33 protein-coding genes and 1 pseudogene are annotated in these 19251 nt (G+C 44.6%); all 34 read left to right on the forward strand.

What is annotated here, in order from left to right:
- Positions 1 to 38: 38 nt before the first annotated feature.
- On the forward strand, positions 39 to 95 hold a 57-nt coding region (locus AF333_RS37785), incomplete at its 3' end, for a DUF6906 family protein (protein ID WP_407638709.1).
- A gap of 15 nt (positions 96 to 110) precedes the next feature.
- A pseudogene (locus AF333_RS37790) lies at positions 111 to 206 on the forward strand (DUF6906 family protein); the annotation flags it as partial.
- Positions 207 to 218: 12 nt separating this feature from the next.
- On the forward strand, positions 219 to 1160 hold the full coding sequence (locus tag AF333_RS30465; RefSeq protein WP_043065734.1) for a replication protein: 942 nt from the start codon (positions 219 to 221) through the stop codon (positions 1158 to 1160).
- On the forward strand, positions 1099 to 1842 hold the full coding sequence (locus tag AF333_RS30470) for an ATP-binding protein (protein ID WP_052812023.1): 744 nt from the start codon (positions 1099 to 1101) through the stop codon (positions 1840 to 1842). Before AF333_RS30465 ends, AF333_RS30470 begins: the two co-directional genes overlap by 62 nt.
- On the forward strand, positions 1839 to 3203 hold the full coding sequence (locus AF333_RS30475; RefSeq protein WP_053432793.1) for a replicative DNA helicase: 1365 nt from the start codon (positions 1839 to 1841) through the stop codon (positions 3201 to 3203). The genes AF333_RS30470 and AF333_RS30475 overlap by 4 nt, the downstream gene beginning before the upstream one ends.
- Before the next feature lie 18 nt (positions 3204 to 3221).
- Entirely contained in the window at positions 3222 to 3410 is a 189-nt protein-coding gene (locus AF333_RS30480) for a hypothetical protein (protein WP_043065736.1), read from the forward strand.
- Positions 3394 to 3573 (forward strand): hypothetical protein, encoded by a 180-nt coding sequence (locus tag AF333_RS30485; RefSeq protein WP_043065737.1) that lies wholly within the window; start codon positions 3394 to 3396, stop codon positions 3571 to 3573. The genes AF333_RS30480 and AF333_RS30485 overlap by 17 nt, the downstream gene beginning before the upstream one ends.
- Positions 3570 to 3860, forward strand: coding sequence for a hypothetical protein (locus AF333_RS30490; protein WP_043065738.1), 291 nt, complete (start codon positions 3570 to 3572; stop codon positions 3858 to 3860). The genes AF333_RS30485 and AF333_RS30490 overlap by 4 nt, the downstream gene beginning before the upstream one ends.
- A 3-nt stretch (positions 3861 to 3863) precedes the next feature.
- Positions 3864 to 4394, forward strand: coding sequence for a RuvC family protein (locus tag AF333_RS30495; RefSeq protein ID WP_043065739.1), 531 nt, complete (start codon positions 3864 to 3866; stop codon positions 4392 to 4394).
- Positions 4391 to 4987: a hypothetical protein gene (locus AF333_RS30500; RefSeq protein ID WP_043065740.1), complete on the forward strand. Its 597-nt coding sequence runs from the start codon at positions 4391 to 4393 to the stop codon at positions 4985 to 4987. The genes AF333_RS30495 and AF333_RS30500 overlap by 4 nt, the downstream gene beginning before the upstream one ends.
- Before the next feature lie 53 nt (positions 4988 to 5040).
- Entirely contained in the window at positions 5041 to 5742 is a 702-nt protein-coding gene (locus tag AF333_RS30505) for a hypothetical protein (protein ID WP_043065741.1), read from the forward strand.
- Between the two features lie 44 nt (positions 5743 to 5786).
- Complete coding sequence (locus AF333_RS30510) at positions 5787 to 6005, forward strand: hypothetical protein (RefSeq protein WP_043065742.1); 219 nt, start codon at positions 5787 to 5789, stop codon at positions 6003 to 6005.
- 151 nt (positions 6006 to 6156) lie between these two features.
- Positions 6157 to 6600: a DNA N-6-adenine-methyltransferase gene (locus AF333_RS30515; RefSeq protein WP_043065743.1), complete on the forward strand. Its 444-nt coding sequence runs from the start codon at positions 6157 to 6159 to the stop codon at positions 6598 to 6600.
- Positions 6601 to 6605: 5 nt separating this feature from the next.
- A complete protein-coding gene (locus AF333_RS30520) occupies positions 6606 to 6800 on the forward strand; it encodes a DUF7167 family protein (RefSeq protein WP_043065744.1) in 195 nt (64 codons plus the stop codon).
- Positions 6797 to 7246, forward strand: a complete 450-nt coding sequence (locus AF333_RS30525) for an ASCH domain-containing protein (RefSeq protein ID WP_043065745.1) — start codon at positions 6797 to 6799, stop codon at positions 7244 to 7246. The genes AF333_RS30520 and AF333_RS30525 overlap by 4 nt, the downstream gene beginning before the upstream one ends.
- Positions 7243 to 7587, forward strand: coding sequence for a hypothetical protein (locus AF333_RS30530; RefSeq protein WP_043065746.1), 345 nt, complete (start codon positions 7243 to 7245; stop codon positions 7585 to 7587). The genes AF333_RS30525 and AF333_RS30530 overlap by 4 nt, the downstream gene beginning before the upstream one ends.
- A gap of 99 nt (positions 7588 to 7686) precedes the next feature.
- On the forward strand, positions 7687 to 8352 hold the full coding sequence (locus AF333_RS30535; RefSeq protein WP_053432794.1) for a LuxR C-terminal-related transcriptional regulator: 666 nt from the start codon (positions 7687 to 7689) through the stop codon (positions 8350 to 8352).
- Positions 8353 to 8555: 203 nt separating this feature from the next.
- Positions 8556 to 8861 (forward strand): hypothetical protein, encoded by a 306-nt coding sequence (locus tag AF333_RS30540; protein ID WP_139188921.1) that lies wholly within the window; start codon positions 8556 to 8558, stop codon positions 8859 to 8861.
- Positions 8862 to 8933: 72 nt separating this feature from the next.
- On the forward strand, positions 8934 to 9764 hold the full coding sequence (locus tag AF333_RS30545) for a terminase small subunit (protein WP_052812026.1): 831 nt from the start codon (positions 8934 to 8936) through the stop codon (positions 9762 to 9764).
- Positions 9754 to 10989, forward strand: a complete 1236-nt coding sequence (locus AF333_RS30550; protein WP_043065749.1) for a PBSX family phage terminase large subunit — start codon at positions 9754 to 9756, stop codon at positions 10987 to 10989. Before AF333_RS30545 ends, AF333_RS30550 begins: the two co-directional genes overlap by 11 nt.
- Positions 10990 to 11003: 14 nt before the next feature.
- Positions 11004 to 12404 (forward strand): phage portal protein, encoded by a 1401-nt coding sequence (locus tag AF333_RS30555; protein ID WP_043065750.1) that lies wholly within the window; start codon positions 11004 to 11006, stop codon positions 12402 to 12404.
- A complete protein-coding gene (locus tag AF333_RS30560) occupies positions 12401 to 13450 on the forward strand; it encodes a minor capsid protein (protein WP_052812030.1) in 1050 nt (349 codons plus the stop codon). Before AF333_RS30555 ends, AF333_RS30560 begins: the two co-directional genes overlap by 4 nt.
- 18 nt (positions 13451 to 13468) lie before the next feature.
- The gene (locus AF333_RS30565; RefSeq protein WP_235497071.1) at positions 13469 to 13762 is read left to right on the forward strand and encodes an ImmA/IrrE family metallo-endopeptidase; all 294 of its coding nucleotides are present in this window, start codon (positions 13469 to 13471) and stop codon (positions 13760 to 13762) included.
- Between the two features lie 36 nt (positions 13763 to 13798).
- Entirely contained in the window at positions 13799 to 14002 is a 204-nt protein-coding gene (locus AF333_RS30570) for an Acb2/Tad1 domain-containing protein (protein WP_043065752.1), read from the forward strand.
- 86 nt (positions 14003 to 14088) lie between these two features.
- On the forward strand, positions 14089 to 14736 hold the full coding sequence (locus AF333_RS30575) for a DUF4355 domain-containing protein (protein ID WP_043065753.1): 648 nt from the start codon (positions 14089 to 14091) through the stop codon (positions 14734 to 14736).
- A gap of 12 nt (positions 14737 to 14748) precedes the next feature.
- Positions 14749 to 15708 (forward strand): major capsid protein, encoded by a 960-nt coding sequence (locus tag AF333_RS30580; protein WP_043065754.1) that lies wholly within the window; start codon positions 14749 to 14751, stop codon positions 15706 to 15708.
- A 15-nt stretch (positions 15709 to 15723) separates the two neighbouring features.
- Positions 15724 to 15864, forward strand: a complete 141-nt coding sequence (locus AF333_RS34065; RefSeq protein WP_158502391.1) for a hypothetical protein — start codon at positions 15724 to 15726, stop codon at positions 15862 to 15864.
- Positions 15865 to 15910: 46 nt separating this feature from the next.
- Entirely contained in the window at positions 15911 to 16189 is a 279-nt protein-coding gene (locus AF333_RS30585) for a hypothetical protein (RefSeq protein WP_043065755.1), read from the forward strand.
- Between the two features lie 11 nt (positions 16190 to 16200).
- Complete coding sequence (locus AF333_RS30590; RefSeq protein WP_043065756.1) at positions 16201 to 16557, forward strand: phage head-tail connector protein; 357 nt, start codon at positions 16201 to 16203, stop codon at positions 16555 to 16557.
- Positions 16554 to 16904 (forward strand): hypothetical protein, encoded by a 351-nt coding sequence (locus AF333_RS36590; RefSeq protein ID WP_043065757.1) that lies wholly within the window; start codon positions 16554 to 16556, stop codon positions 16902 to 16904. The genes AF333_RS30590 and AF333_RS36590 overlap by 4 nt, the downstream gene beginning before the upstream one ends.
- On the forward strand, positions 16904 to 17314 hold the full coding sequence (locus tag AF333_RS30600) for an HK97 gp10 family phage protein (RefSeq protein ID WP_043065758.1): 411 nt from the start codon (positions 16904 to 16906) through the stop codon (positions 17312 to 17314). The genes AF333_RS36590 and AF333_RS30600 overlap by 1 nt, the downstream gene beginning before the upstream one ends.
- Positions 17311 to 17748, forward strand: a complete 438-nt coding sequence (locus AF333_RS30605) for a phage tail terminator family protein (protein ID WP_043065759.1) — start codon at positions 17311 to 17313, stop codon at positions 17746 to 17748. The genes AF333_RS30600 and AF333_RS30605 overlap by 4 nt, the downstream gene beginning before the upstream one ends.
- 2 nt (positions 17749 to 17750) lie before the next feature.
- Entirely contained in the window at positions 17751 to 18806 is a 1056-nt protein-coding gene (locus tag AF333_RS30610) for a phage tail sheath C-terminal domain-containing protein (RefSeq protein WP_052812032.1), read from the forward strand.
- Positions 18807 to 18821: 15 nt separating this feature from the next.
- Positions 18822 to 19250: a phage tail tube protein gene (locus AF333_RS30615; RefSeq protein WP_043065761.1), complete on the forward strand. Its 429-nt coding sequence runs from the start codon at positions 18822 to 18824 to the stop codon at positions 19248 to 19250.
- Position 19251 lies beyond the last annotated feature (1 nt).

Genomic DNA, 19251 nt, shown 5'->3' on the forward strand with positions numbered 1-19251 from the left:
CTAGCGCTCCTCTCTATCAAATATGAGGGGGAAACTCTATGAAGAATGGAAAGAGGCCGACGCGAAAACAGAAGCTGGCAATGAAAGCTGTACGANGGCAATGAAAGCTACTTAACCCGGAGAACTGGCTCGTCACCAAAAATCTGCCGGGCGAGCTTCACTTGGTACACCGGGAAACCAACAGGGAGCGCAAGCTTCCGGTATAGGGGTTGGTTGTTATGGCTAATGTACAGCTCGAAAATGGCTACACGAAAATCGCTAATAAAACACTTGAGCAGATGGCCAAGATTAAGCTCAGCGCTACCCAATATCGGATCGTCATGGTGGTTTGGAGATACACATACGGATTTAACCGTAAAATGCATGAGCTAGCTATCTCCTTTATCAGTGAAGCTACTGGATGTAGTAAACGGCAAATTGAACGAGAATTGAAAGATTTAGTGTTGCGAAAGATTCTTCTTCAGGAGTCCCAGAAAGGAAAAACGAGTCTGATAGGGTTTAACAAGGACTTTGATAAATGGGTTAGTGAGAAGGTAGCAACACAAAGTACCACCGACAAAACTGACGGTAGTAAACAGAAGGAAACTGCCGACGAATCTGACGGTACTCAGGAGCAAAAAACTACCGACAGATTAGACGGTACCGACATTTCTGACGGTGGTTCAACTACCGACAAAACTGACGGTACACCACCGTCAGAACAGTGGGAGGTACTACCGTCAGATCAGTCGGATAAGAAAGAAAGTATTACAAAAAAACTTAAAGAAATTAATGATGATGAGAACGCGTGTAAAGAAATGACTCCTCAAGAAGTTTTTCAAGCTATCGAAACAAAATACATTCAGCGAAGAGCAAGAGGAACACAAACTAATGCTCAAGACGATCAGGATATTCAGCAAGTCATTGCTTATGGAATTCCACTGGAAGACATTTTGCGTTTCATAGACGAGAGATTTGATACCTACAAACCCAAACACCCTAGAGACAGGATCAATTCCTTTGGCTATGTAGCTGACTATATTTTTCAACGCTATCATGACGAACAACAGAAAAGAGCGGCACTGGATAACGTAGTGCCATTGCGGAAAGGAGAACGGGATGGAAAACATAAAGGACTTTCTTCGCAAAGTAAATTTGCCAATGCACGCAGTGACTGGTGAAGCACTGGAAGCCTTTAGGCGCCAACGTGAAGAAGAGGATCGGGCGATGGTTGAGAAAATCTTGCGTGAGAATGAAGCAGCTCGAAAGGCAAAACCACAACGCATATTTGATAAAAACAGCCTCATTCCACCAGCTTTGAAAAAAGCGACATTTGATAACTATAAACCGACTACTCCTGAACTGTGGGAAGCAAAATCAGTTGCCATTGATTACGTGACCTCGTTCGACTTAGATGACCCTCGATGCCTCATGATGATGGGGAGCTGCGGTGTAGGTAAATCCCATCTTGCTGTATCGATTCTTAAGCATTTGATTAAGAACGGGTTTACAGGAATTTTCATCACGGTGCCTGAGTTACTAACCAAAATCAAAGCCACATACAACAGGGAGAGCAACCATACTGAGCTGGAACTGTTAGAAGTTATCAAGACGGTAGATTGTCTGGTACTGGATGACATTGGCGCTGAGTATGGCACGAGTTGGGCGTTACGTAAGCTGTTCGAAGTGATTGATAGTCGTTCGGGGCGTCATACGATTTACACCACAAACTTGAACATGAAAGAACTAAAAGAGCGATTTGAGGCCCGGGATATTTCTCGGATGAAACAACATGCAGAATTGCTGACCATGGAAGGACCGGACTACCGTGACACGGTGCTATGCAGGAGGGAAAGACGATGAGTGATGTAAGCCAAGACACTTCCCTTCTTGTCGAACCGGAAGCCGAGGAACAGGTCCTTGCCCGGATGCTCTCCGACGATCAGGCCATTGAAGAAGTAGCCGGATTTCTTCTCCCGGAACACTTCTATACCAGTAACTACCGGAAGCTGTACAAGGAGGCGCTTAGACGCTGGGAGGGTGGCGAGGAGCCTGCGAACCTAGCAAACATGTTGCCGATGATGGAAAAGCTCGGTGTCGATGTAATGAAGCTTACAAACATGGCAATCGATATCGCTATCTGGGAAATGAAGCCACTGGCTGAGCGTCTAGTGCAGACAGACGGTGTACGTAAGGCCATGAAAGCAGGATATGAGCTTATTCAGATGGCAAATATGAGCCGAATGCTGGACGCCGATGAGATTGAACAAACGATTACAAAGGCAACAGAAACGCTCACCCGAATTGGTGAACGTCAAGCGAAGAACACCATGCGCTCGGTACATGACATTCTGATGGAGCATACGGACAAGCTCGAACAAACCATCTGGGGTGACGAAGAAAGCGAAGTCGTGGGACCTAGCATCATGACAGGTATGCCTGATTTAGACGAACTGACAAACGGCTATAAGGCGCCTGAATTAATCGTCATTGCAGCACGACCATCTGTAGGAAAAACGGCTTTTGCTAACCAGCAGGCACTTAATATCGCTGAGAAGTACGCAGAAAAAGGCCCTGTTGCTCTCTTCTCACTGGAGATGGCTGCTGAGGAGCTGGTAACCCGGATGCTTGGTAACCTGGCTCACTTGGGGGGATTAGGTAACCGAAAGCTGACCGAGGAGGAATACAACAAATACACCATGGCTGTTGGTCTTCTGGCAAATCATAACATCATGATTGATGATGAGCCGAAACAGACTGTCTCCAAAATCAGAGCAAAGGCTCGGCGGTTACAGAAAGAGCAAGGTTTATCAGCTATCTTTATCGATTATCTGCAATTCATCGAGCCACCTGTGAAGGGCATGAACCGAGCTGACGTTGTTAGTGAGAATACGAAGGCACTAAAGAACATGGCGAAGGAGCTCGGCGTACCCGTTATCGCACTTGCCCAGGTAGGCAGACAGGTCGAACAGAGAGCCGACAAACGCCCGATGATGTCAGACCTTCGAGAGTCTGGGGAAATTGAGCAGACGGCCGACAAAATTATGTTCCTGTACCGGGATGAATACTATAACCGGGATACCGAGAAGAAAAGCATCCTAGAGGTCGACTTGGCAAAGAACCGGAACGGGGCCACTGGAAAACGCGAGCTTTGCTTTATCAAGGAGTACGGGAAAATTCGGAGCTTGGAGGTACAACATGCTGAGCAATTGGCAATCGTTTAACGAGATGGGGATGGCGCAATGATATGCCGGGTGTTGTTTCCTGAAAAAGCACGGGCCATTGATTTATCAGTTTCCCTGGCAAGCTTAGCAACGCAGCTCATGAAGGCGGAAACCCACCAGCGACGCGTAACAGGGATACGGTTTAACAAGCAGGATAAAGCCATTGAGGTTGAACTGGAGGAGATACCGGATGAGAGTTCACTATAGTCGTGGAAGAACGCTGGTTCCCAAAGAGTCGCTTGAAGTAAATAAATCGGGAGAGGTCAAAACGTACAAGCTCCCGGCAGAAGAGTTAGCAAAATACCGGGCACTGCCATTCGATACAGGAAAGGCGCCCATGGTAATGCCGAGACGGAGGAAGAAAGCATGAACAAAAAGCAAATGCGTGACACAAACGCGCTCCTGAAGCTTGAAAATATCGCATTGAAAGAGCAATTAGCTGAATGGCAAGCCAAGTATGAGCGAGTTTTTCGGGAGTCTACTCGAAAAGAGATTCAGCTTTCTAGGCAAATCTATTTCCTTGAGGAAGAGCTGCGAAAGGCCAGCGGAGCCACAACCGAGCAAAGCGGCCTAGTAGATGCCTATCGGAAAGTATTGAGCAATGAATTAGGCCAACAGCAGCCAACGCCAGTACACATTCTCTGGACGGGGGTTTAGCAGGTGACACGCTATGTTGGCATCGACCCGAGTACCAAAACCGGAATCGTTGCTCTCTCGCCTTCAGGGAGGACGCTAGACGCTCGGGAGATAGAGGGGAAGGGCGAAGACCCACGGCGTATGTACAGCATCATACAGGCTGTTTCTCGAGCCATTCAGCCAGACGATATTATCTGCATTGAGGACTTCGGTTTTAGTTCACAAAAAGCCGTTATCCTTGGTGGCATTGGTTGGGGTATTCGAATGGAATTATATCGACGCGGTTTTAAATACATCCAAGTAGCTCCAAAGGCGTTGAAGAAGTTTACAGGCGCCGGAGGAAATGCCAATAAGGAGCAGGTAGCTGATGGAGTATTTAACTGCTGGGGCTTGCGGTACAAAAGCGACAACGTGACAGATGCTTACGTGCTTGCCCAGATAGCTAGGGCGATGCATGAAAATATAAAAACCACTAAGTTTCAACAGGAAGTTATTAACGTGATTCGCAATCCACAACCAAAATCCAAGAAGAAAAAGGAGAAGAAAACAGGATGAATAACCAATCAAACTTTCGCGCATATGTAGTAGGTCTGAACGCAACGGATAAGAAAATGAAACTCACAATGGAATTGGACTCGGAAATCAAAGCTGAGGACCTTCTGGCAATTACGAAAATGCGAGGTCATTATGTTTTTGTTACCCTGGGCGATCCGCAGCTCTCTATGGATTTTGGTGATGAGAACGAAGAAGAGGAAACATCGGATGCTGAGCCTATCACCTATCAAACCGATAGTAGCGGCGTGGTGATTAACATGTTCAATACGAAGCCAGAAGGGGAAGAGCCGGATACGGCCGGACAAGAAGACGGAAACCCTGATGATACCCAGGAGGAAACGGAACAAGAACCGGACAACACCGAACAGGGACCGACAGAGGAGGAAGTCGAGGAGTACATTCTCAGCGGCAAGGCCCCTCACTTCGAAGACATTGAGTTTGACTTCCCGGAACTGCTGCACAAGAAGAAAAACATCGGGAGCTGGACGCAAGTTGCTGCAAATATGGGCATTTCAATCGGAAAGCTACGACGTGACTACAAAACCTACAAAGCGCGTGTAGCCGAGCAGATGCGAGATGGAGATACAGCTTAATAATCGGTTGCCCGCCGGGGAGACTCGGTGGGTGGCCTCGTAATACGGCAATATTGAGGCAAGAAAGGGGGAAGGTTCACATCGATATTTATTTTGTAGTAACAGGTCGTAGCTCGGCTGAAATCGAGGTCATACGAGAGGTTAAGCCAGACAAAATACTTTTATCATATTTTTACTTTCGTAACAAAAGCCTCGCTAACTTTGTTGAAGAAATTGGCTATAAACCAGAAATCATGATGGACAGCGGAGCTTATAGCGCTTGGACACAAGGCCGCAACATTTCGCCTGTAGATTATATGAAATACATTGAGTCGAACAAAGATTACATTGCCAAATATGTTGCACTTGATGTTGTTGGCGACCCGGAATTAACACGAGCATACTACGAAATCATGCGGATGAAGGGATTTACGCCTATCCCCGTATTTCATTACAACAGCGATTTGAAATACCTAAACTACTACATCGAATGTGGTGAAACATATATCGCATTAGGTCAAACAGTACCTGTAACAAATAAAAACGAAGTGGTGTCTTGGGTGAATTATCTTTGGATGTGCTTTCCTCAATTGAGCTTTCACTTACTCGGCAGCTCCAGCAAGGTTGTTTTGGATTGCTGCCAGATTAAAAGTTGTGATAGCAGCTCGTGGATGCGAATGGCGATGAACGGAAAGCCGAAACATATTCCAGGCAAGAGCCGGGAAGCGAAAATCAAACGGGCTTTATGGCTGATGAGGCATATCATGACTAGCTAGTTTTTACACTACGGCAATATTGCGAATGAATGGAGTGATTTTTAATGGATATACCCAAAAGGATTCTAGATAAGGTTGATCGAGCTCACCGTCATTATCAGAAAAAGCTTACCCTTATAAACGAAATTGAAGATTGGCTTACTAAACAAGGTTTGGATGTAGAGGTACTACGTAACGAACTTGATGTTATTACGGAGTTAGATTATGGAATGACTAGTGAGCAATTCAAAGAAGCCATTAACAGTTACTTAGAGGGCATATAAAGAGTTTCGTAATACAGCCCATATTGCGTAATAAAAAAGGCCGACACAGGTCGGCAGTGAGGAGTTGGTTGTTGCTGAGAAAAAAGTATGCCTTCAATATACCACATTATGGAATATGGGTGAATAAGGAAATTGATAGGGGGAAGAGGATATGAACACAGCAGTCATGTTCAGCAGTGCAACGGATGAATGGGCAACGCCACAAGATTTCTTTGACCAACTGAATCAAGAGTTTCACTTTACACTTGATCCTTGCGCTACACATGAAAGCGCCAAGTGCGCTAGGTACTTCACTGAAGAAGACAATGGGCTTGCACAAGATTGGACTGGAGAAATCGTCTTCATGAATCCACCTTACGGTAGAGTGCTCGGACAATGGGTAAAGAAGGCGTTTGAAGAGAGTATAAAGGGTGCAACGGTGGTTTGCTTGTTACCAGCACGAACGGATACACGATGGTTTCATGACTATATCTATCATCGAGCCGAAATTAGGTTTGTCAAAGGTCGGTTAAAGTTCGGAGATTCAAAGAACAGCGCGCCATTTCCAAGTATGGTTGTGATATTTAATCGGGCAGGTGTGAAGGTGGGAGGATGAATCAAATGCCTAAATACGAATTTCGAGTCAGTACAGGATATGTCGGCTGCAAAAGAACTGAAATCGTGGAAATTGACGAAGATGAACTGGCAGGCATGACGGAAGAAGAAAAAGAGGAGTATGTCGAAGAGGAATGGGCTCAGTGGGTTTGGGAAAACATCGACGGCGGATTTTCGAAGGTGGAGGATGAGGAGAAATGAAAGTCATATCTATCATTCAGCCGTGGGCCACGTTAATTGCTCTGGGTGAGAAGAAGTTTGAAACAAGGTCATGGAGCACCAAATATCGTGGAGAGCTGGCAATTCATTCAAGCAAGAAAATAGACAAAAGCATTTGTAGGCAGGAGCCGTTTCGTTCGGTACTTGCTAAACATGGATATACAGAGAGCAACCTTCCTATAGGTGTTATCCTAGCAACCTGCCAGCTTGTAGATTGCTTTAAGGTAACGAGAGACTTTGGCGAATCTGCAAATTTAGCTGGTAGATATCCTGTGATAGGAAACGAGTATAGGTTCGGAGACTACAGCGAAGGAAGGTTTGCTTGGGAGCTACTTAACATACAAAAGCTAGATGAACCAATTCCAGCAAAAGGGAAGCTTAATTTATGGGAGCATCCTCTTACAGAAATGGTAGGTGAGACGCAATGACTGACCAGGAACTGAAAGAGATACGGGAGCGTTTGGAAGCTGCTACGCCAGGGCCGTGGGATGCTAGTGGAAGTCCTTACGGTATCAATGTATATGCCTTAGATGGAATTACTATTTGCGAGAAAGACGAGGCGACTAGGGCCGACTTTATGAATGCAGATTTCATTGCTAAAGCTCCTACAGACATTCGTCGACTACTAGATGAGGTTAAACGGTTGCGTGATGAGAATCGAAGTTTAGAAATCGGTTATACCGCGATGTGCGATCTGAATCCAGAACATAAACAGTATGTAGAAACGCTTAGAAAGACATTTATTGAGCGCGTAATAATCAAAGAATAAAAAACACCCTCTCTGGATTCGTGGTCCGGAGAGGGAGTCTCTGCTTTGGTAGCAATGTTACTGGTCAAGAATATTCTACCATGAGCAGGGGGAGTCGTCATGAATAATCATGTGTTTTTGGAAGAAGTTTGCGCTAAGTGTCCAGGTTCACAGTGGGGAAAGTCAGCCATGTGCCGTATTCATGACATGCATATCGGCAAAGTACAGAGTTGCCCCCAATGGGAAGGGCATCAGGTGGCACAAGAGGAAGCGTACCAGGAACAACAACTTGCTTGGTGTGAATTAGAACCGGCATTAGAAGCTATACAACGTGTGGAACAGGATCTGCGTGATTACCACTGGATGGCGAAAGAGATTCAGGATATACAGGATTGGGATAAGCACCAAAAGCAATATCCGAGAGAAGTATGGGAGAGTCTGTTGGGAGCTGGTACGGCACAGTATGGTATTGAGGCATCGTTACCGAAGGCGCAAGGCGTAAATTCGGACGTAACATATAGAGAGGCACAAAAACTCCTACGGAAATGGGAGCGCATGAAACGATATGAACGCAAGGTGAAGAAGCTAGAGGCTTCTGTAGCTACGTTACAGGACGAGAGAGAGCGTGCAGTAGCCGAAGGAATACTAGACGGCTTGAAGATGTATGAAATCGCTCAGCAGCTTGATGTGACCCGTCAGACGGTCGATAGGATTCGTCGGTCGATGATTCGCAATCTAGCATGGGGCATGTATGAAGATGAAGTGAGGAAAGGCCTGTCGGCATAGCGGCGGGCTTTTTGTGTTACATATGTTACATTGTGAGTCATATGAAACTTTGTGTTACACGTATTACGATTTTTGCGGGAGAGGATCGGGGCGTGTTATGCTGGACGCAGGGAAAGATAAGAGAGGCTGTTCCAGGGGAGCGGTCCTTTTTGTTGAAGGAAAATATCTCCTTTCGTCGAATGGTGTTGATGGGAGGTGAGAATATGAGAAACGAAATAGTTTATACCCTAGATATTAATTTCAAAGAAAAGCGTAAATCCTTTGAATATGAAACAATGGATAAAGCTGTTGAAGCGTTTCGAGTCCTTTCTGAGAAATTTGCTGAGAATAGAGTTGTTAAAAATTTTGAGAACTATTCTGATGACATTGTACAACTAACTATAGGCAAACTATATATTGGGCATGTCCCAAGCAATGCTGCGGCAGCATTTGTTCCAGAAGAGTGGTTTACCAATGTACATGAAGAAATGTTAATAGCAGCTAAAGAATATTATGAGGGAAACAAATGAATTAGTAATAGACGAAGACGCTCAAAAAAAGGAGTGTCTTTTTATTTTGCCTTGGAGGTGGGTGATTATGTAATGACAAGATCAACAAATCCAAACAGAATTAAAGCGCAGCAAATCTTTCTAGAACATCAAGGCGAAATCACTAATCGTAAAATCGCCGAAATTCTCAACGAAAAAGAGAAGACAATTAGTGCATGGAAATCGCGTGATAAATGGAATGCAGCACTGCAAAATGATGATTGTAGTACTACAAAAGAAAAACGTAGTACTACAAAGAAGAATGAGCCATTAAAAACACAGACTCCTCCAAAAAAAATAGATGATGGCGAGTCGTATGAACTTACACCAAAACAGCATATTTTCGTACAGGAGTACCTTATCGACCTGAATGCAACTCAAGCAGCCATACGCGCCGGATACAGCCCAGATACTGCTCATGTACAAGGTCCGAGGCTGTTAGGTAATGTTAGGGTACAGCAAGCCGTTGAAAGTGCTATGCAGGCCAGAGAGAAGCGCACAGGCATAACAGCAGATAAAGTACTTGAGCAGATAGCTAAGATTGCATTTGTAGACTTGCGCGATATCGTTACTTGGGATGAGGGGAAAATCGTCATTCGTCCCAGCGAAGAAATTGACGGTACAGTACTTGCTGAAATCAGCGAGACAATATCTGAAAGTGGAACTGTACGTAAGCGTGTGAAAGTCAATGACCGTATGCGTGCTTTGGACATGTTGGCTAAACATACTGGCCTTTTGGATGAACATAGGCGTAAATTGGATGAAGCTCGTAATAAAAGGGCCGCTGAAAAGCACGCTTTGGATATGGCGAAAGCAAATGTTGATCAGGATACTGGTGACGTTGAGATTGTTGTTTCTATCGAGGATGATGACAATGAAGGTTAATGTCAAAATCAAAAAAAGTGTGTTTAATGACGTTTATTTACCGCTTTTACATGATGATAATCGATACCTAATTCTTTATGGTGGAGCTGGTTCGGGGAAATCCGTGTTTGCTGCTCAGAAAATCATTTATCGTCTACTTAACGAAGAAAAACATAAGTTTCTTGTTGTACGGAAGGTCGCACGAACCATGCGAAACTCTGTATTTGCCCTGTTTCGTGATGTAATCAGCACATGGGGACTCTCTAAGATATTTAAAATCACAGAGTCGAATATGGAAATTCGTTGCGCGAATGGAAACAGTATTATTTTTGTCGGTATCGATGACCCCGAGAAAATGAAATCCATTCATGGAATTACAGGTATATGGATTGAAGAGGCTAGCGAATTTGAGCAAGAAGACGTTCAACAACTCGATTTGCGTTTGCGTGGTCGAACCAAGAATTATAAACAGATGATTGTTAGCTTTAACCCTATTTCAAGCTTTCATTGGCTAAAAAAGGTTTACTTTGACAGTCCGAAAGAGAATGCGACAGTCAAGCATACAACATATCTAGACAATAAATTTATTGACCCTGATTATCGTAAGGTATTGGAAGACCTAAAAGACCAGGATTATACGTATTATACGATTTATGCTCTAGGGAAATGGGGAACGCTTGGCAACATTATCTTTAAAAATTGGGAAGTACAGGACCTGTCAGAAATCCGGCAGACGTTCGACCGATTTAATAACGGTCTGGACTTCGGTTTTTCCGACGATCCGAATGCACTGGTCCATATGCATTATGATAGCAAGCGCAAAACGCTTTATATTCTGGACGAGTTATATATGACGGAGCTAACCAATGACTTGCTGGCTGAAGAGGTAAAGAAAATCATTGATAGACAAGTAGTAACCTGTGATTCATCAGAGCCAAAATCCATTAAGGAGCTTTGTCAATTTGGTGTACGGGCCATTCCAGCTAAGAAAGGACCAGATAGTGTGAATTTCGGTATCGACTGGCTAAAGCGGCAGAAAATCATTATTGATGTGCGTTGTGTAAATGCTAAAAGAGAGTTTGAAAGATATCGTTGGAAAGAAGACAAATACGGCAATGTGCTACGGGTGCCAGTGGATAAGGACAATCACTTGATTGATGCTATCCGATATGGTTGTGAGGACTTGATGACCCCGAATACCATCAAAGCAAACGACGGCTTCAAGCGTCACCGTATCAAGATATAAGAGGAGGTGAAATCATGCTGCTTTTGGATTTGCAGGGAACAGAAGTCAACCCGGCGCTTATTAAGCTACTAATTGAAAAACATCGGCCAAAAAGAATGGAAATGTTAGAAGCATACCAGCGCTATAAAGCCAAACAAGTGCCGATTATGACACGCAAGCTCGGTGAACTAGAAGATACAAAAATTAATAATAAAATCAATGTGGACACCTATTCCTTAATCATTGACCAGAAGGTCGGTTACATGATGGGGAAACCGGTGTCTTTTTCGTATAACACGGATGAAGAGAATGGCAACGAGGTAATACGAGAGCGGGCAATGGCGGAAATTGACGACTTTATGCGGCGCAACTCGTTCCATGATGTGGCTGTGAGAACGTGCCTGATGGCTTCTATCTGCTCTTATGGTGCTTTGCTGATGTATGTATGTCCTGAAGGCAAAGAACGGGCAAAAAGCGTACTACCGTTTGATGTCGCGTTTATCTCGCCAGATGGGGAAAAGGTTACACATGCACTACGCTATTACACAATTAACAGGTTCATAGACGGCCAGATTAAGGCTGTAGAGCGTGCGGAGTTTTACGACGACCGTTTTATCTACCTCTATGAGAAAGACGCGAATTCAGGCGAGTACATTCTTTTAGAGGAGCCAAAAGAGCATTTGTTTGATTACGTACCATTACTTTGTTTCCCAAATAACGATGAGTGGCAGGGAGATGCACAGAACGCCCTGGAATTAATCGATGCATATGACCGCACTGTCAGCGACGTAAATAGCGAGATTGAGCAATTTCGACTCGCTTATTTGCTTATCACGGGCGCTAGGTTGGAAGACGATGCACTTGAAAAGCTGAAGCAGACAGGTGTACTGGAATTGCCAGATGGAAACAGCGTAAACGCCCAGTTCCTAACAAAAGAGATGGCGACCGAGTTTATAGAGAAGCACTTGGACCGCTTGGAAGAGGACTTATGGAACGTAGTAGGCGGAATTAATTTCAAAGACAGGTATTTTGGCGGCAATCATACAGGCCCTGCATTGCGCTATAAACTGCAAAACTTAGAAAACAAGGCATCAACTACAGAGGCCAAGATGAAAAAAGGCTTCAGGGAAATGTTTCAGGTGTTAGCATCGGCGTGGAGAAAGAAAAATATCATATTAGATTATCTAGATGTTGATATGGCATTCAGCCGGACCTTCCCGAAACATATCTTAGACGAGGCGCAAGCAAACTCAATGCTTGTCGGTACGATTTCGGATAGAACGCGTTTGGCACAGCTATCTTTTATCGAGAACCCAGATGACGAGTTGTGGTTGATGAAACAGGAAAGGGAAGAAAAGGCAAAGCGAATGGAAGATATGTATCCATTTGCTTCAGAGGATGAAGACGAGGATGATCCAAAGGATGAGTCTGCATGAGCGATGAGAAAGTAGCCCTGCCGTCTCCTGAATACTGGAATAAACGCATGGAAGAAATTACAGGCGCTGACATCAAGCGAACAACGGCCACTGAAAGAAAAATCTTTCGGGCTTATCGTAAGTCTAAGCGTGAGATTGAAAGGGAAATTACGGCGTTTCTGGCGCGATACGGTAGCGAGAACGGCATGACCTACCAGCAGGCACTTGTGTATCTCAACAAGAACGAGTTTAGGCAATGGCGCATGGATATCAAAGAATACATTGAGCGAATCGAGAAGACGGGTGACGAGCTTTTGTTGCTTGAACTAAATACCTTGTCAGCGCGTGCCCGTGTAACTCGTATGGAGCAGCTCATGGCACAAATCAATGTGCAGATTGCCGAACTGAAGCAGGAACAAGAAGAAATTTTCGAGGAGCACCTGGAAGAGAGCGCCGATGATTCCTATTACCAAACAACATTCGCTGTGCAGCAGGGACTCGGTATGGCAACAACGGTCGCTGTTTTAGACAAACAGGCCGTACAGACCATTCTAGAAACGCCATGGTCAGGTGCCAATTATTCAAAACGTATCTGGCGAGATAGACAACGCTTAACACAAGTACTTGAAGATGAACTGACGCAATCTTTTCAGCAAGGAAAAGACGTCCGCCAGACCTCAAAGGCCGTTGCTGAGCGTATGGAAACCAGTTATGCCAATGCAGTGCGCTTGGTACGTACAGAAAGCTCCTACGTGGCAAATCAGGCGTCTATGAAGGCGTACGAGAGCGCAGGCATACAGAAGTACCAGTTTCTTGCCACGCTAGACAGGAAAACGAGTAAGACATGTCAGAAGATGGACAACCAGGTGTTTGACCTTGCTGACAAACAAATAGGCGTAAATTGCCCGCCGTTACACCCTTTCTGCCGCAGCACGACGATTCCGTACTTTGAAGGAACAAAGGGATTACGTCTGGCACGGGATGCGAAGGGTAAGCCGATTCGTGTTCCTGCTGATATGAATTATGAGCAGTGGAAAAAAGAATATTTACCGAAGTTGGCCGCTTGATAAGAGAGAGGTGAAATGATGTTACCGGATAAAATTAAAATTGCAGGTGTTAATTATGCAGTCGAAAGAGCGGAGGAATTAAATAACGATCCTGGTGATATGGGTGAGTGCATTTATCAAAAAGCCCTGATACGAATTAAATCAAATATGGCAATGGATAAACAACATCAGACATTTATTCATGAAATGATACATGCTTGTATTGAAGAGGCTGGATTCGGAGAACAAGACGAGGATTTTGTCAACCGTGTCAGCATCATTTTGCATCAAGTCTTAAAAGATAATGATTTTGCTTGGTTAAAGTCCGAATAGGGCTTTTTTATTTTACAAGAAAAGAGGAGAAAAAACATGAATCAACAAATAGAAAACAATTTTAAGTATCACAAGCCAAAAGAAGGGCAGCCAGAGAAATACACACTCATTCGTGAAAAAGCAAAGGAGTTGGCGTATCTGGTTGACAAGGAATGCCCGAATTCGCGCGAAAAATCACTAGCAATGACAAATCTTGAACAAGCAATAATGTGGGCAAACGCTTCTATTGCTCGAAATTAATTAACGTCCTGAGCATGACGCTATAAAAGGCTTATTTATTTTGCACTCATAGGCGCGAACTGTGAGGGCACAGGGAGGAATAAACAATGAATCTTGAAGAAATCAAAAAGTTTTTGGAAGAGAACAAGGATAATGCAGAGGTACAAACTTTCTTGAAAGGACTTAAATCGGTGTCTATGGACGACGTGAAGGCTTTTCTAGAAGGTAATGAAGAAGGTAAGAAGTTTCTTCAGAGCGAGAAAGATTCATACGTAACCAAAGCTATTGAGACATGGAAGAAAAATAACCTGCAAAAGTTGGTTGACGAGGAAGTAAGCAAGAAGTTTCCAACTGAAACACCTGAACAAAAAGCGATTAAGGACCTTCAGGAAAAGCTTGATGCGATGGAACGAGAGAAGGCGTTGGAATCCATCAGAAATAAGGCTATTTTGCACGCGAATGAGAAGAAATTACCGCTTGAGCTAGTAAATATGCTTGTTTCTGATGATGAAGAGGCTACATTTTCATCTTTGGCTACCGTTGAAAAAGTTTTTTCTTCGCACATTGAGCAGGCTGTGAATGAACGCTTCAAGGCAGGGGGCCGCAGGGATGTAGGGGGCGGTAATTCTGGCACGTATACAGGGCCGAATCCATTTGCAAAAGACACGCTCAATCTTACAGAACAAGGACGTTTGTTGCGTGATAACCCAGAACTAGCGAAAAAACTGGCTGCTGAAGCCGGAATTCAATTATAGGAGGAATCCAACATGGGAGCAAAAACAAAAATCAGTGATGTCATTGTACCAGAACTTTTCAATCCATATGTTATCGACCGAACAACAGAAAAATCTGCACTCTTTTCTAGCGGAATCATTGCTACTAATCCTGAATTAGACAAGCTAGCAAGCGCAGGCGGTAAAATCCTGCATATGCCACAATGGAATGACCTGACTGGTGAGTCGCAAATTCTAAGTGACACCGTGCCATTGGAAACAAAGAAAATTACAACATCCCAAGACATGGCCCGCCTGCATATGCGAGGAGATGCCTGGTCCACGAATGATTTAGCAGGGGCGCTGGCTGGTTCTGATCCGATGAAAGCCATTGGTGACCTAGTGGCGAATTACTGGGCGCGTGACATGCAACGTATTTTAATTGCTACGCTGAATGGTGTGTTTGCTGCAGCCAGCATGGGTGGTAACTTGCATGATATTAGTAAAGAGACGGGTGATGCAGCAAAATTCACAGCTAAAAGCTTTATCGACGCCCAATTCAAACTCGGTGACGCTTATGAATCACTAACGGCCATTGCAGTTCATTCCCGTGTATACGCTGAGATGAATAAGCAAGATTTGATTCAATTTATTCAAGACAGTTCAGGTCGTCTTATTGCCACATACCGTGGTTTCCATATTATCGTGGACGATGGCATTCCATTTGATAATACAAACGGTATCTTCACAACGTACCTGTTTGGCGCTGGTGCTATCGGGTATGCAGAAGGTACACCGGATGTGCCGACAGAAACTGACCGTGACAGCTTGCAGGGGGATAACTATTTGATTAACCGTAAACATTTTGTGCTGCATCCTCGTGGTGTGAAGTGGGAGGAAGGAAGCATAGCGGGTGAATCCCCGACCAACGCTGAACTGGCTGATGGCACACATTGGACTCGAGTATGGGATAACAAGAAAATCCGCGTTGTAAAATTCGTCCACAAGATTTAGAGGGGGTGAACTACCATGGGACTGGCTGCTTTTAATCGTATGCGTAGGCAGCGGGCGCAACGGGTACAACAGGAAGAACGGGCAAAGCGTGAACAGGAAGAACAGGCAAAGGAAGAATCAAAACGTCGGACAAGAAAAAAAGAAACGGAAGAATAGGGAGCGCTCAAGAGGGTGCTCTCTTCTCTTTTGAGGAGGGACTACCGTGGCAAAATATCGCAACAAGCCCGTCTTCATCGATGCAGTGCGATATCAACGAGGGATGGAGGATGGCTTTGATTGTTATTCGATTTCCGGCATGTTTATTGGCACTTTTGGAAAGGACGGACCATTGCCTAGAGTCCAGCAGTTGCCATTTATAAACACGCCACAAGGGAAGCTGTATCTTTCAGAAGGGTGTTATATCATCACTGAAGCTAATGGCAAACGTTCTACTATGCCCGCCAGTATCTTTGAGCTTTTGTATGAAAAAGTAGATGAGTAGGAGGGAAGACGATGGATAGACTGGCAACTGTCAAAATGTTAGTCCGTATCAAAGAAGACGATACGACATATGATGCCAAGTTGAATTATTGGCTGTCGGCCACCGAGCAAGAAATGCTGGCTTATACAAATCGGACAGAACTTCCTCCAGGTCTTGAGCCAGCCCTGATTGACCATGTTGTGTTGCTCTATCGTAAGGACAAGGCAGACACATCGTCAGACGCACAGAGTGCTCCTGTGAAGAGTATTACGGAGGGAAATACCACTATTACCTACGGTGACGCTCCCGCACCGGGATACACCCTTATAGGCGGCAGTTTGATTTCCGTATTGGATCGTTTTGTTGTTCGAGTGGTGCGTGTTCGATGACTCCGGCAGATATCTTAGCGACCAGGTACACCCACAGGATGGATATAAGAGGCTGGGTGGAATATGAGAAGCCAAACGGAGCAACAGACCGCAGGGAGGAAGATAAGGCCGTAGCGGTGCCTTGTAGGATGTCTGTGAGCGTGTCAAGAAATGCAAATCAAACCGATAGCACGAATGACATTGTTTATGACAGCCTCATATTATGCCGTCCTGAAGTTGATGTGCAGGCCGGGGATATGTTGACAGTAACATTAGAGAATGGATGGATTCGGGAGTTTACAGCCGGAGAGCCATTCCCTTATTCGTCACACCTAGAAATCCCTGTGACAAGGAAGGAGAAAGCCTGATGGGACTTGAATTCAAAGGATTGGATTTATTCGAGCAACAGGTACTGCAACGTATTATCAAGGAGATGCCGAGAGAGGTCGAGAAGAAGCTTACAGAGCTGGCTTTTCGGTATCTAGCCGATGTAAAACGACTGACGCCAGTTGCTGAAAAGAACGGCGGTACTTTGCGTGATAGCATCCGAGTTGACAACATAAAGCGGGTAGGTGATGAGTTTGTTATCATCGTCGGGACTAATGTCCATTACGCTCCTCACATCGAGTACGGCCATCGCATCAAGAACAAAGCTGGTAAATACGTTGGCTTTGTAGAGGGCTTCCACATGTTCGAGATTTCCCTCAAACAAATGGAGGAGTGGATTGACGACGATTTACGAAACTGGCTGAAGAATTTTACGGAGGGGCACGCATGAGGCTATCCGAACTATCTGACGCCGTGCTTTTGAAACTGAAAAAAGACTTCCCGGTGGTGAAATATCGCTATGACGAAGAAGTGAAGCAGGGCGCGAAGTTTCCCTGCTTTTTTGTATATCTAGTCCCGATCGTCGACTCGAATGAGACAGAGCACCGAAGATATCAGCGTGTCACAGTGAAAATCATCTACATGACGGATAAGCATACAAACGTAGAGTACCTGAGTATGACAGACGACCTAAACGATGCTTTTGGCTTGAATTTTCCCGTTGGTCAGCGTGTTCTTAGCATTTTTGATAAGACTACACGGAAGATAGACGATGCATTGCATTTTTCGTTTGATGTAAGTGCGTATAGCCTGGTATTTGAAGACGATTATTTCACTCGATACGACATGATGAAGGAACTACATTTGAATCTTAAGGAGGGATAGTCATGGGACTTCCTCAAATTGAAATTGTTTTTCGGACACTAGCGGCCAGCGCCATAGAACGTTCTGAGCGCGGGGTTATTTCACTCATACTACGTGATACCAAGACAGCGGTGAAAGAGTATAAGAGCATTGATGAGGTAAAGGATGCAGACTTTAGCGCGAATAATATCAAGCACATCAAGGAGGCATTCTATGGTACACCGTCCAAGGTAATTGCGGTGCCAATTGCCGCAGATGGCCCGGTATCCGAGGCATTAACAGTGCTGAAAGGAATGTACTGGAATTATCTCGCGATGCCAGAAGCCACAGCAGCCGATGTGACCGATATTGTGGCATTTATAAAAGGTCAGCGTACACTCAAGAAGAAAATCTTCAAGGCTGTTTTACCGAATGCGACTGGTCCTGATCATGAAGGTATTATCAACTTCACAACGACTGGTATCAAAATGAAAGATGGTACAGATATGACCACAGAGGCATTTTGTGTGCGTCTAGCGTCTGTATTTGCAGGTCTACCGTTTACACGTTCGGCAACCTACTATGTATTCCCTGATGTGGCCTCCATCCAGGAGATTGATGATCCGGATGAAGCAATTGATAGCGGTCAACTTATCCTTGTCAATGACGGCAAGAAAGTGAAGATTGGTCGAGCTGTCAACTCGCTTGTTACATTTACACCAGAGAAGCACAGAGAGTTCTCAAAAATTCGCATTGTTGAGATTCTGGATATGGTACTTGAAGACATTCGGGAGACATTTGAAAACGAGTATATCGGTAAGTATGAGAACAGTTTCCAGAACAAACTCATGTTTGTTACTGTGGTTAATGCATATTTCCAAGTCCTCGTTATCGAAAACGTCTTGGAACGTGAAGGAGAGAACCGAGCGCGTATCAATGGCCCAGCGCAAAAGCTATATTTAGAGTCTATGGGGAAAGACACCAGTGAAATGAGTGAGGGGCAGATTCTAAGGGCTAATACAGGTAGCAATGTCTTTCTTGCTGGTAACTTATCTGTATTGGATGCCATGGAAGACTTGAAATTCGATATTGCAATATAGAAAGGGGTGTACAGAGTGAAAAGAGAAGAAAAAGTATATGTTGGCTCCAATGGGAAGGTATACTTCGATGGCGAAGAAATGTTTTATGTTCAGAAGTTTGAACTGAAAGTGTCCGTAAAGCGTGAGAACTTCGATGTTGTAGGGGAATGGGACGAATTTTCAAAGGCTGTAGGTTGGGCCGGGAAAGGCATGATGGAAGTTCTAAAGACGGATGCGTTTGTATATAGGCGTTTTATCGAGTCGTGGAAGAATCGGAAGGACCCGACATTTACTATCATTGGCGAAGTAACAAATCCAGAGACAAACCAGACACAAACCGCCATTGTATCTGAGTGTAAAGTTGACGGCGATCTAGATATCATGTCCTTTGAGCCGAAGAAACTCATGCAAGATAAAATTGGTTTCAATTTCCGACCGTCGCTTTTGGACTTGGAAGCATCGTAAG

This window comes from Aneurinibacillus migulanus, assembly GCF_001274715.1.
GTDB classification, from domain to species: Bacteria; Bacillota; Bacilli; order Aneurinibacillales; family Aneurinibacillaceae; genus Aneurinibacillus; species Aneurinibacillus migulanus.

Bases quoted from the DNA above. Each gene is read 5' to 3' on its own strand.
- AF333_RS30490 (WP_043065738.1), top strand. From the start codon at position 3,570: ATGAACAAAAAGCAAATGCGTGACACAAACGCGCTCCTGAAGCTTGAA.
- AF333_RS30515 (WP_043065743.1), top strand. From the start codon at position 6,157: ATGAACACAGCAGTCATGTTCAGCAGTGCAACGGATGAATGGGCAACG.
- AF333_RS30485 (WP_043065737.1), top strand. From the start codon at position 3,394: ATGAGAGTTCACTATAGTCGTGGAAGAACGCTGGTTCCCAAAGAGTCG.
- AF333_RS30580 (WP_043065754.1), top strand. From the start codon at position 14,749: ATGGGAGCAAAAACAAAAATCAGTGATGTCATTGTACCAGAACTTTTC.
- AF333_RS30555 (WP_043065750.1), top strand. From the start codon at position 11,004: ATGCTGCTTTTGGATTTGCAGGGAACAGAAGTCAACCCGGCGCTTATT.
- AF333_RS30530 (WP_043065746.1), top strand. From the start codon at position 7,243: ATGACTGACCAGGAACTGAAAGAGATACGGGAGCGTTTGGAAGCTGCT.
- AF333_RS30575 (WP_043065753.1), top strand. From the start codon at position 14,089: ATGAATCTTGAAGAAATCAAAAAGTTTTTGGAAGAGAACAAGGATAAT.
- AF333_RS30500 (WP_043065740.1), top strand. From the start codon at position 4,391: ATGAATAACCAATCAAACTTTCGCGCATATGTAGTAGGTCTGAACGCA.
- AF333_RS30560 (WP_052812030.1), top strand. From the start codon at position 12,401: ATGAGCGATGAGAAAGTAGCCCTGCCGTCTCCTGAATACTGGAATAAA.
- AF333_RS30565 (WP_235497071.1), top strand. From the start codon at position 13,469: ATGTTACCGGATAAAATTAAAATTGCAGGTGTTAATTATGCAGTCGAA.
- AF333_RS30540 (WP_139188921.1), top strand. From the start codon at position 8,556: ATGAGAAACGAAATAGTTTATACCCTAGATATTAATTTCAAAGAAAAG.
- AF333_RS30525 (WP_043065745.1), top strand. From the start codon at position 6,797: ATGAAAGTCATATCTATCATTCAGCCGTGGGCCACGTTAATTGCTCTG.
- AF333_RS30520 (WP_043065744.1), top strand. From the start codon at position 6,606: ATGCCTAAATACGAATTTCGAGTCAGTACAGGATATGTCGGCTGCAAA.
- AF333_RS30570 (WP_043065752.1), top strand. From the start codon at position 13,799: ATGAATCAACAAATAGAAAACAATTTTAAGTATCACAAGCCAAAAGAA.
- AF333_RS30470 (WP_052812023.1), top strand. From the start codon at position 1,099: ATGGAAAACATAAAGGACTTTCTTCGCAAAGTAAATTTGCCAATGCAC.
- AF333_RS30475 (WP_053432793.1), top strand. From the start codon at position 1,839: ATGAGTGATGTAAGCCAAGACACTTCCCTTCTTGTCGAACCGGAAGCC.
- AF333_RS36590 (WP_043065757.1), top strand. From the start codon at position 16,554: ATGACTCCGGCAGATATCTTAGCGACCAGGTACACCCACAGGATGGAT.
- AF333_RS30545 (WP_052812026.1), top strand. From the start codon at position 8,934: ATGACAAGATCAACAAATCCAAACAGAATTAAAGCGCAGCAAATCTTT.
- AF333_RS30550 (WP_043065749.1), top strand. From the start codon at position 9,754: ATGAAGGTTAATGTCAAAATCAAAAAAAGTGTGTTTAATGACGTTTAT.
- AF333_RS30600 (WP_043065758.1), top strand. From the start codon at position 16,904: ATGGGACTTGAATTCAAAGGATTGGATTTATTCGAGCAACAGGTACTG.
- AF333_RS30510 (WP_043065742.1), top strand. From the start codon at position 5,787: ATGGATATACCCAAAAGGATTCTAGATAAGGTTGATCGAGCTCACCGT.
- AF333_RS30465 (WP_043065734.1), top strand. From the start codon at position 219: ATGGCTAATGTACAGCTCGAAAATGGCTACACGAAAATCGCTAATAAA.
- AF333_RS30610 (WP_052812032.1), top strand. From the start codon at position 17,751: ATGGGACTTCCTCAAATTGAAATTGTTTTTCGGACACTAGCGGCCAGC.
- AF333_RS30605 (WP_043065759.1), top strand. From the start codon at position 17,311: ATGAGGCTATCCGAACTATCTGACGCCGTGCTTTTGAAACTGAAAAAA.
- AF333_RS30535 (WP_053432794.1), top strand. From the start codon at position 7,687: ATGAATAATCATGTGTTTTTGGAAGAAGTTTGCGCTAAGTGTCCAGGT.
- AF333_RS30590 (WP_043065756.1), top strand. From the start codon at position 16,201: ATGGATAGACTGGCAACTGTCAAAATGTTAGTCCGTATCAAAGAAGAC.
- AF333_RS34065 (WP_158502391.1), top strand. From the start codon at position 15,724: ATGGGACTGGCTGCTTTTAATCGTATGCGTAGGCAGCGGGCGCAACGG.
- AF333_RS30480 (WP_043065736.1), top strand. From the start codon at position 3,222: ATGATATGCCGGGTGTTGTTTCCTGAAAAAGCACGGGCCATTGATTTA.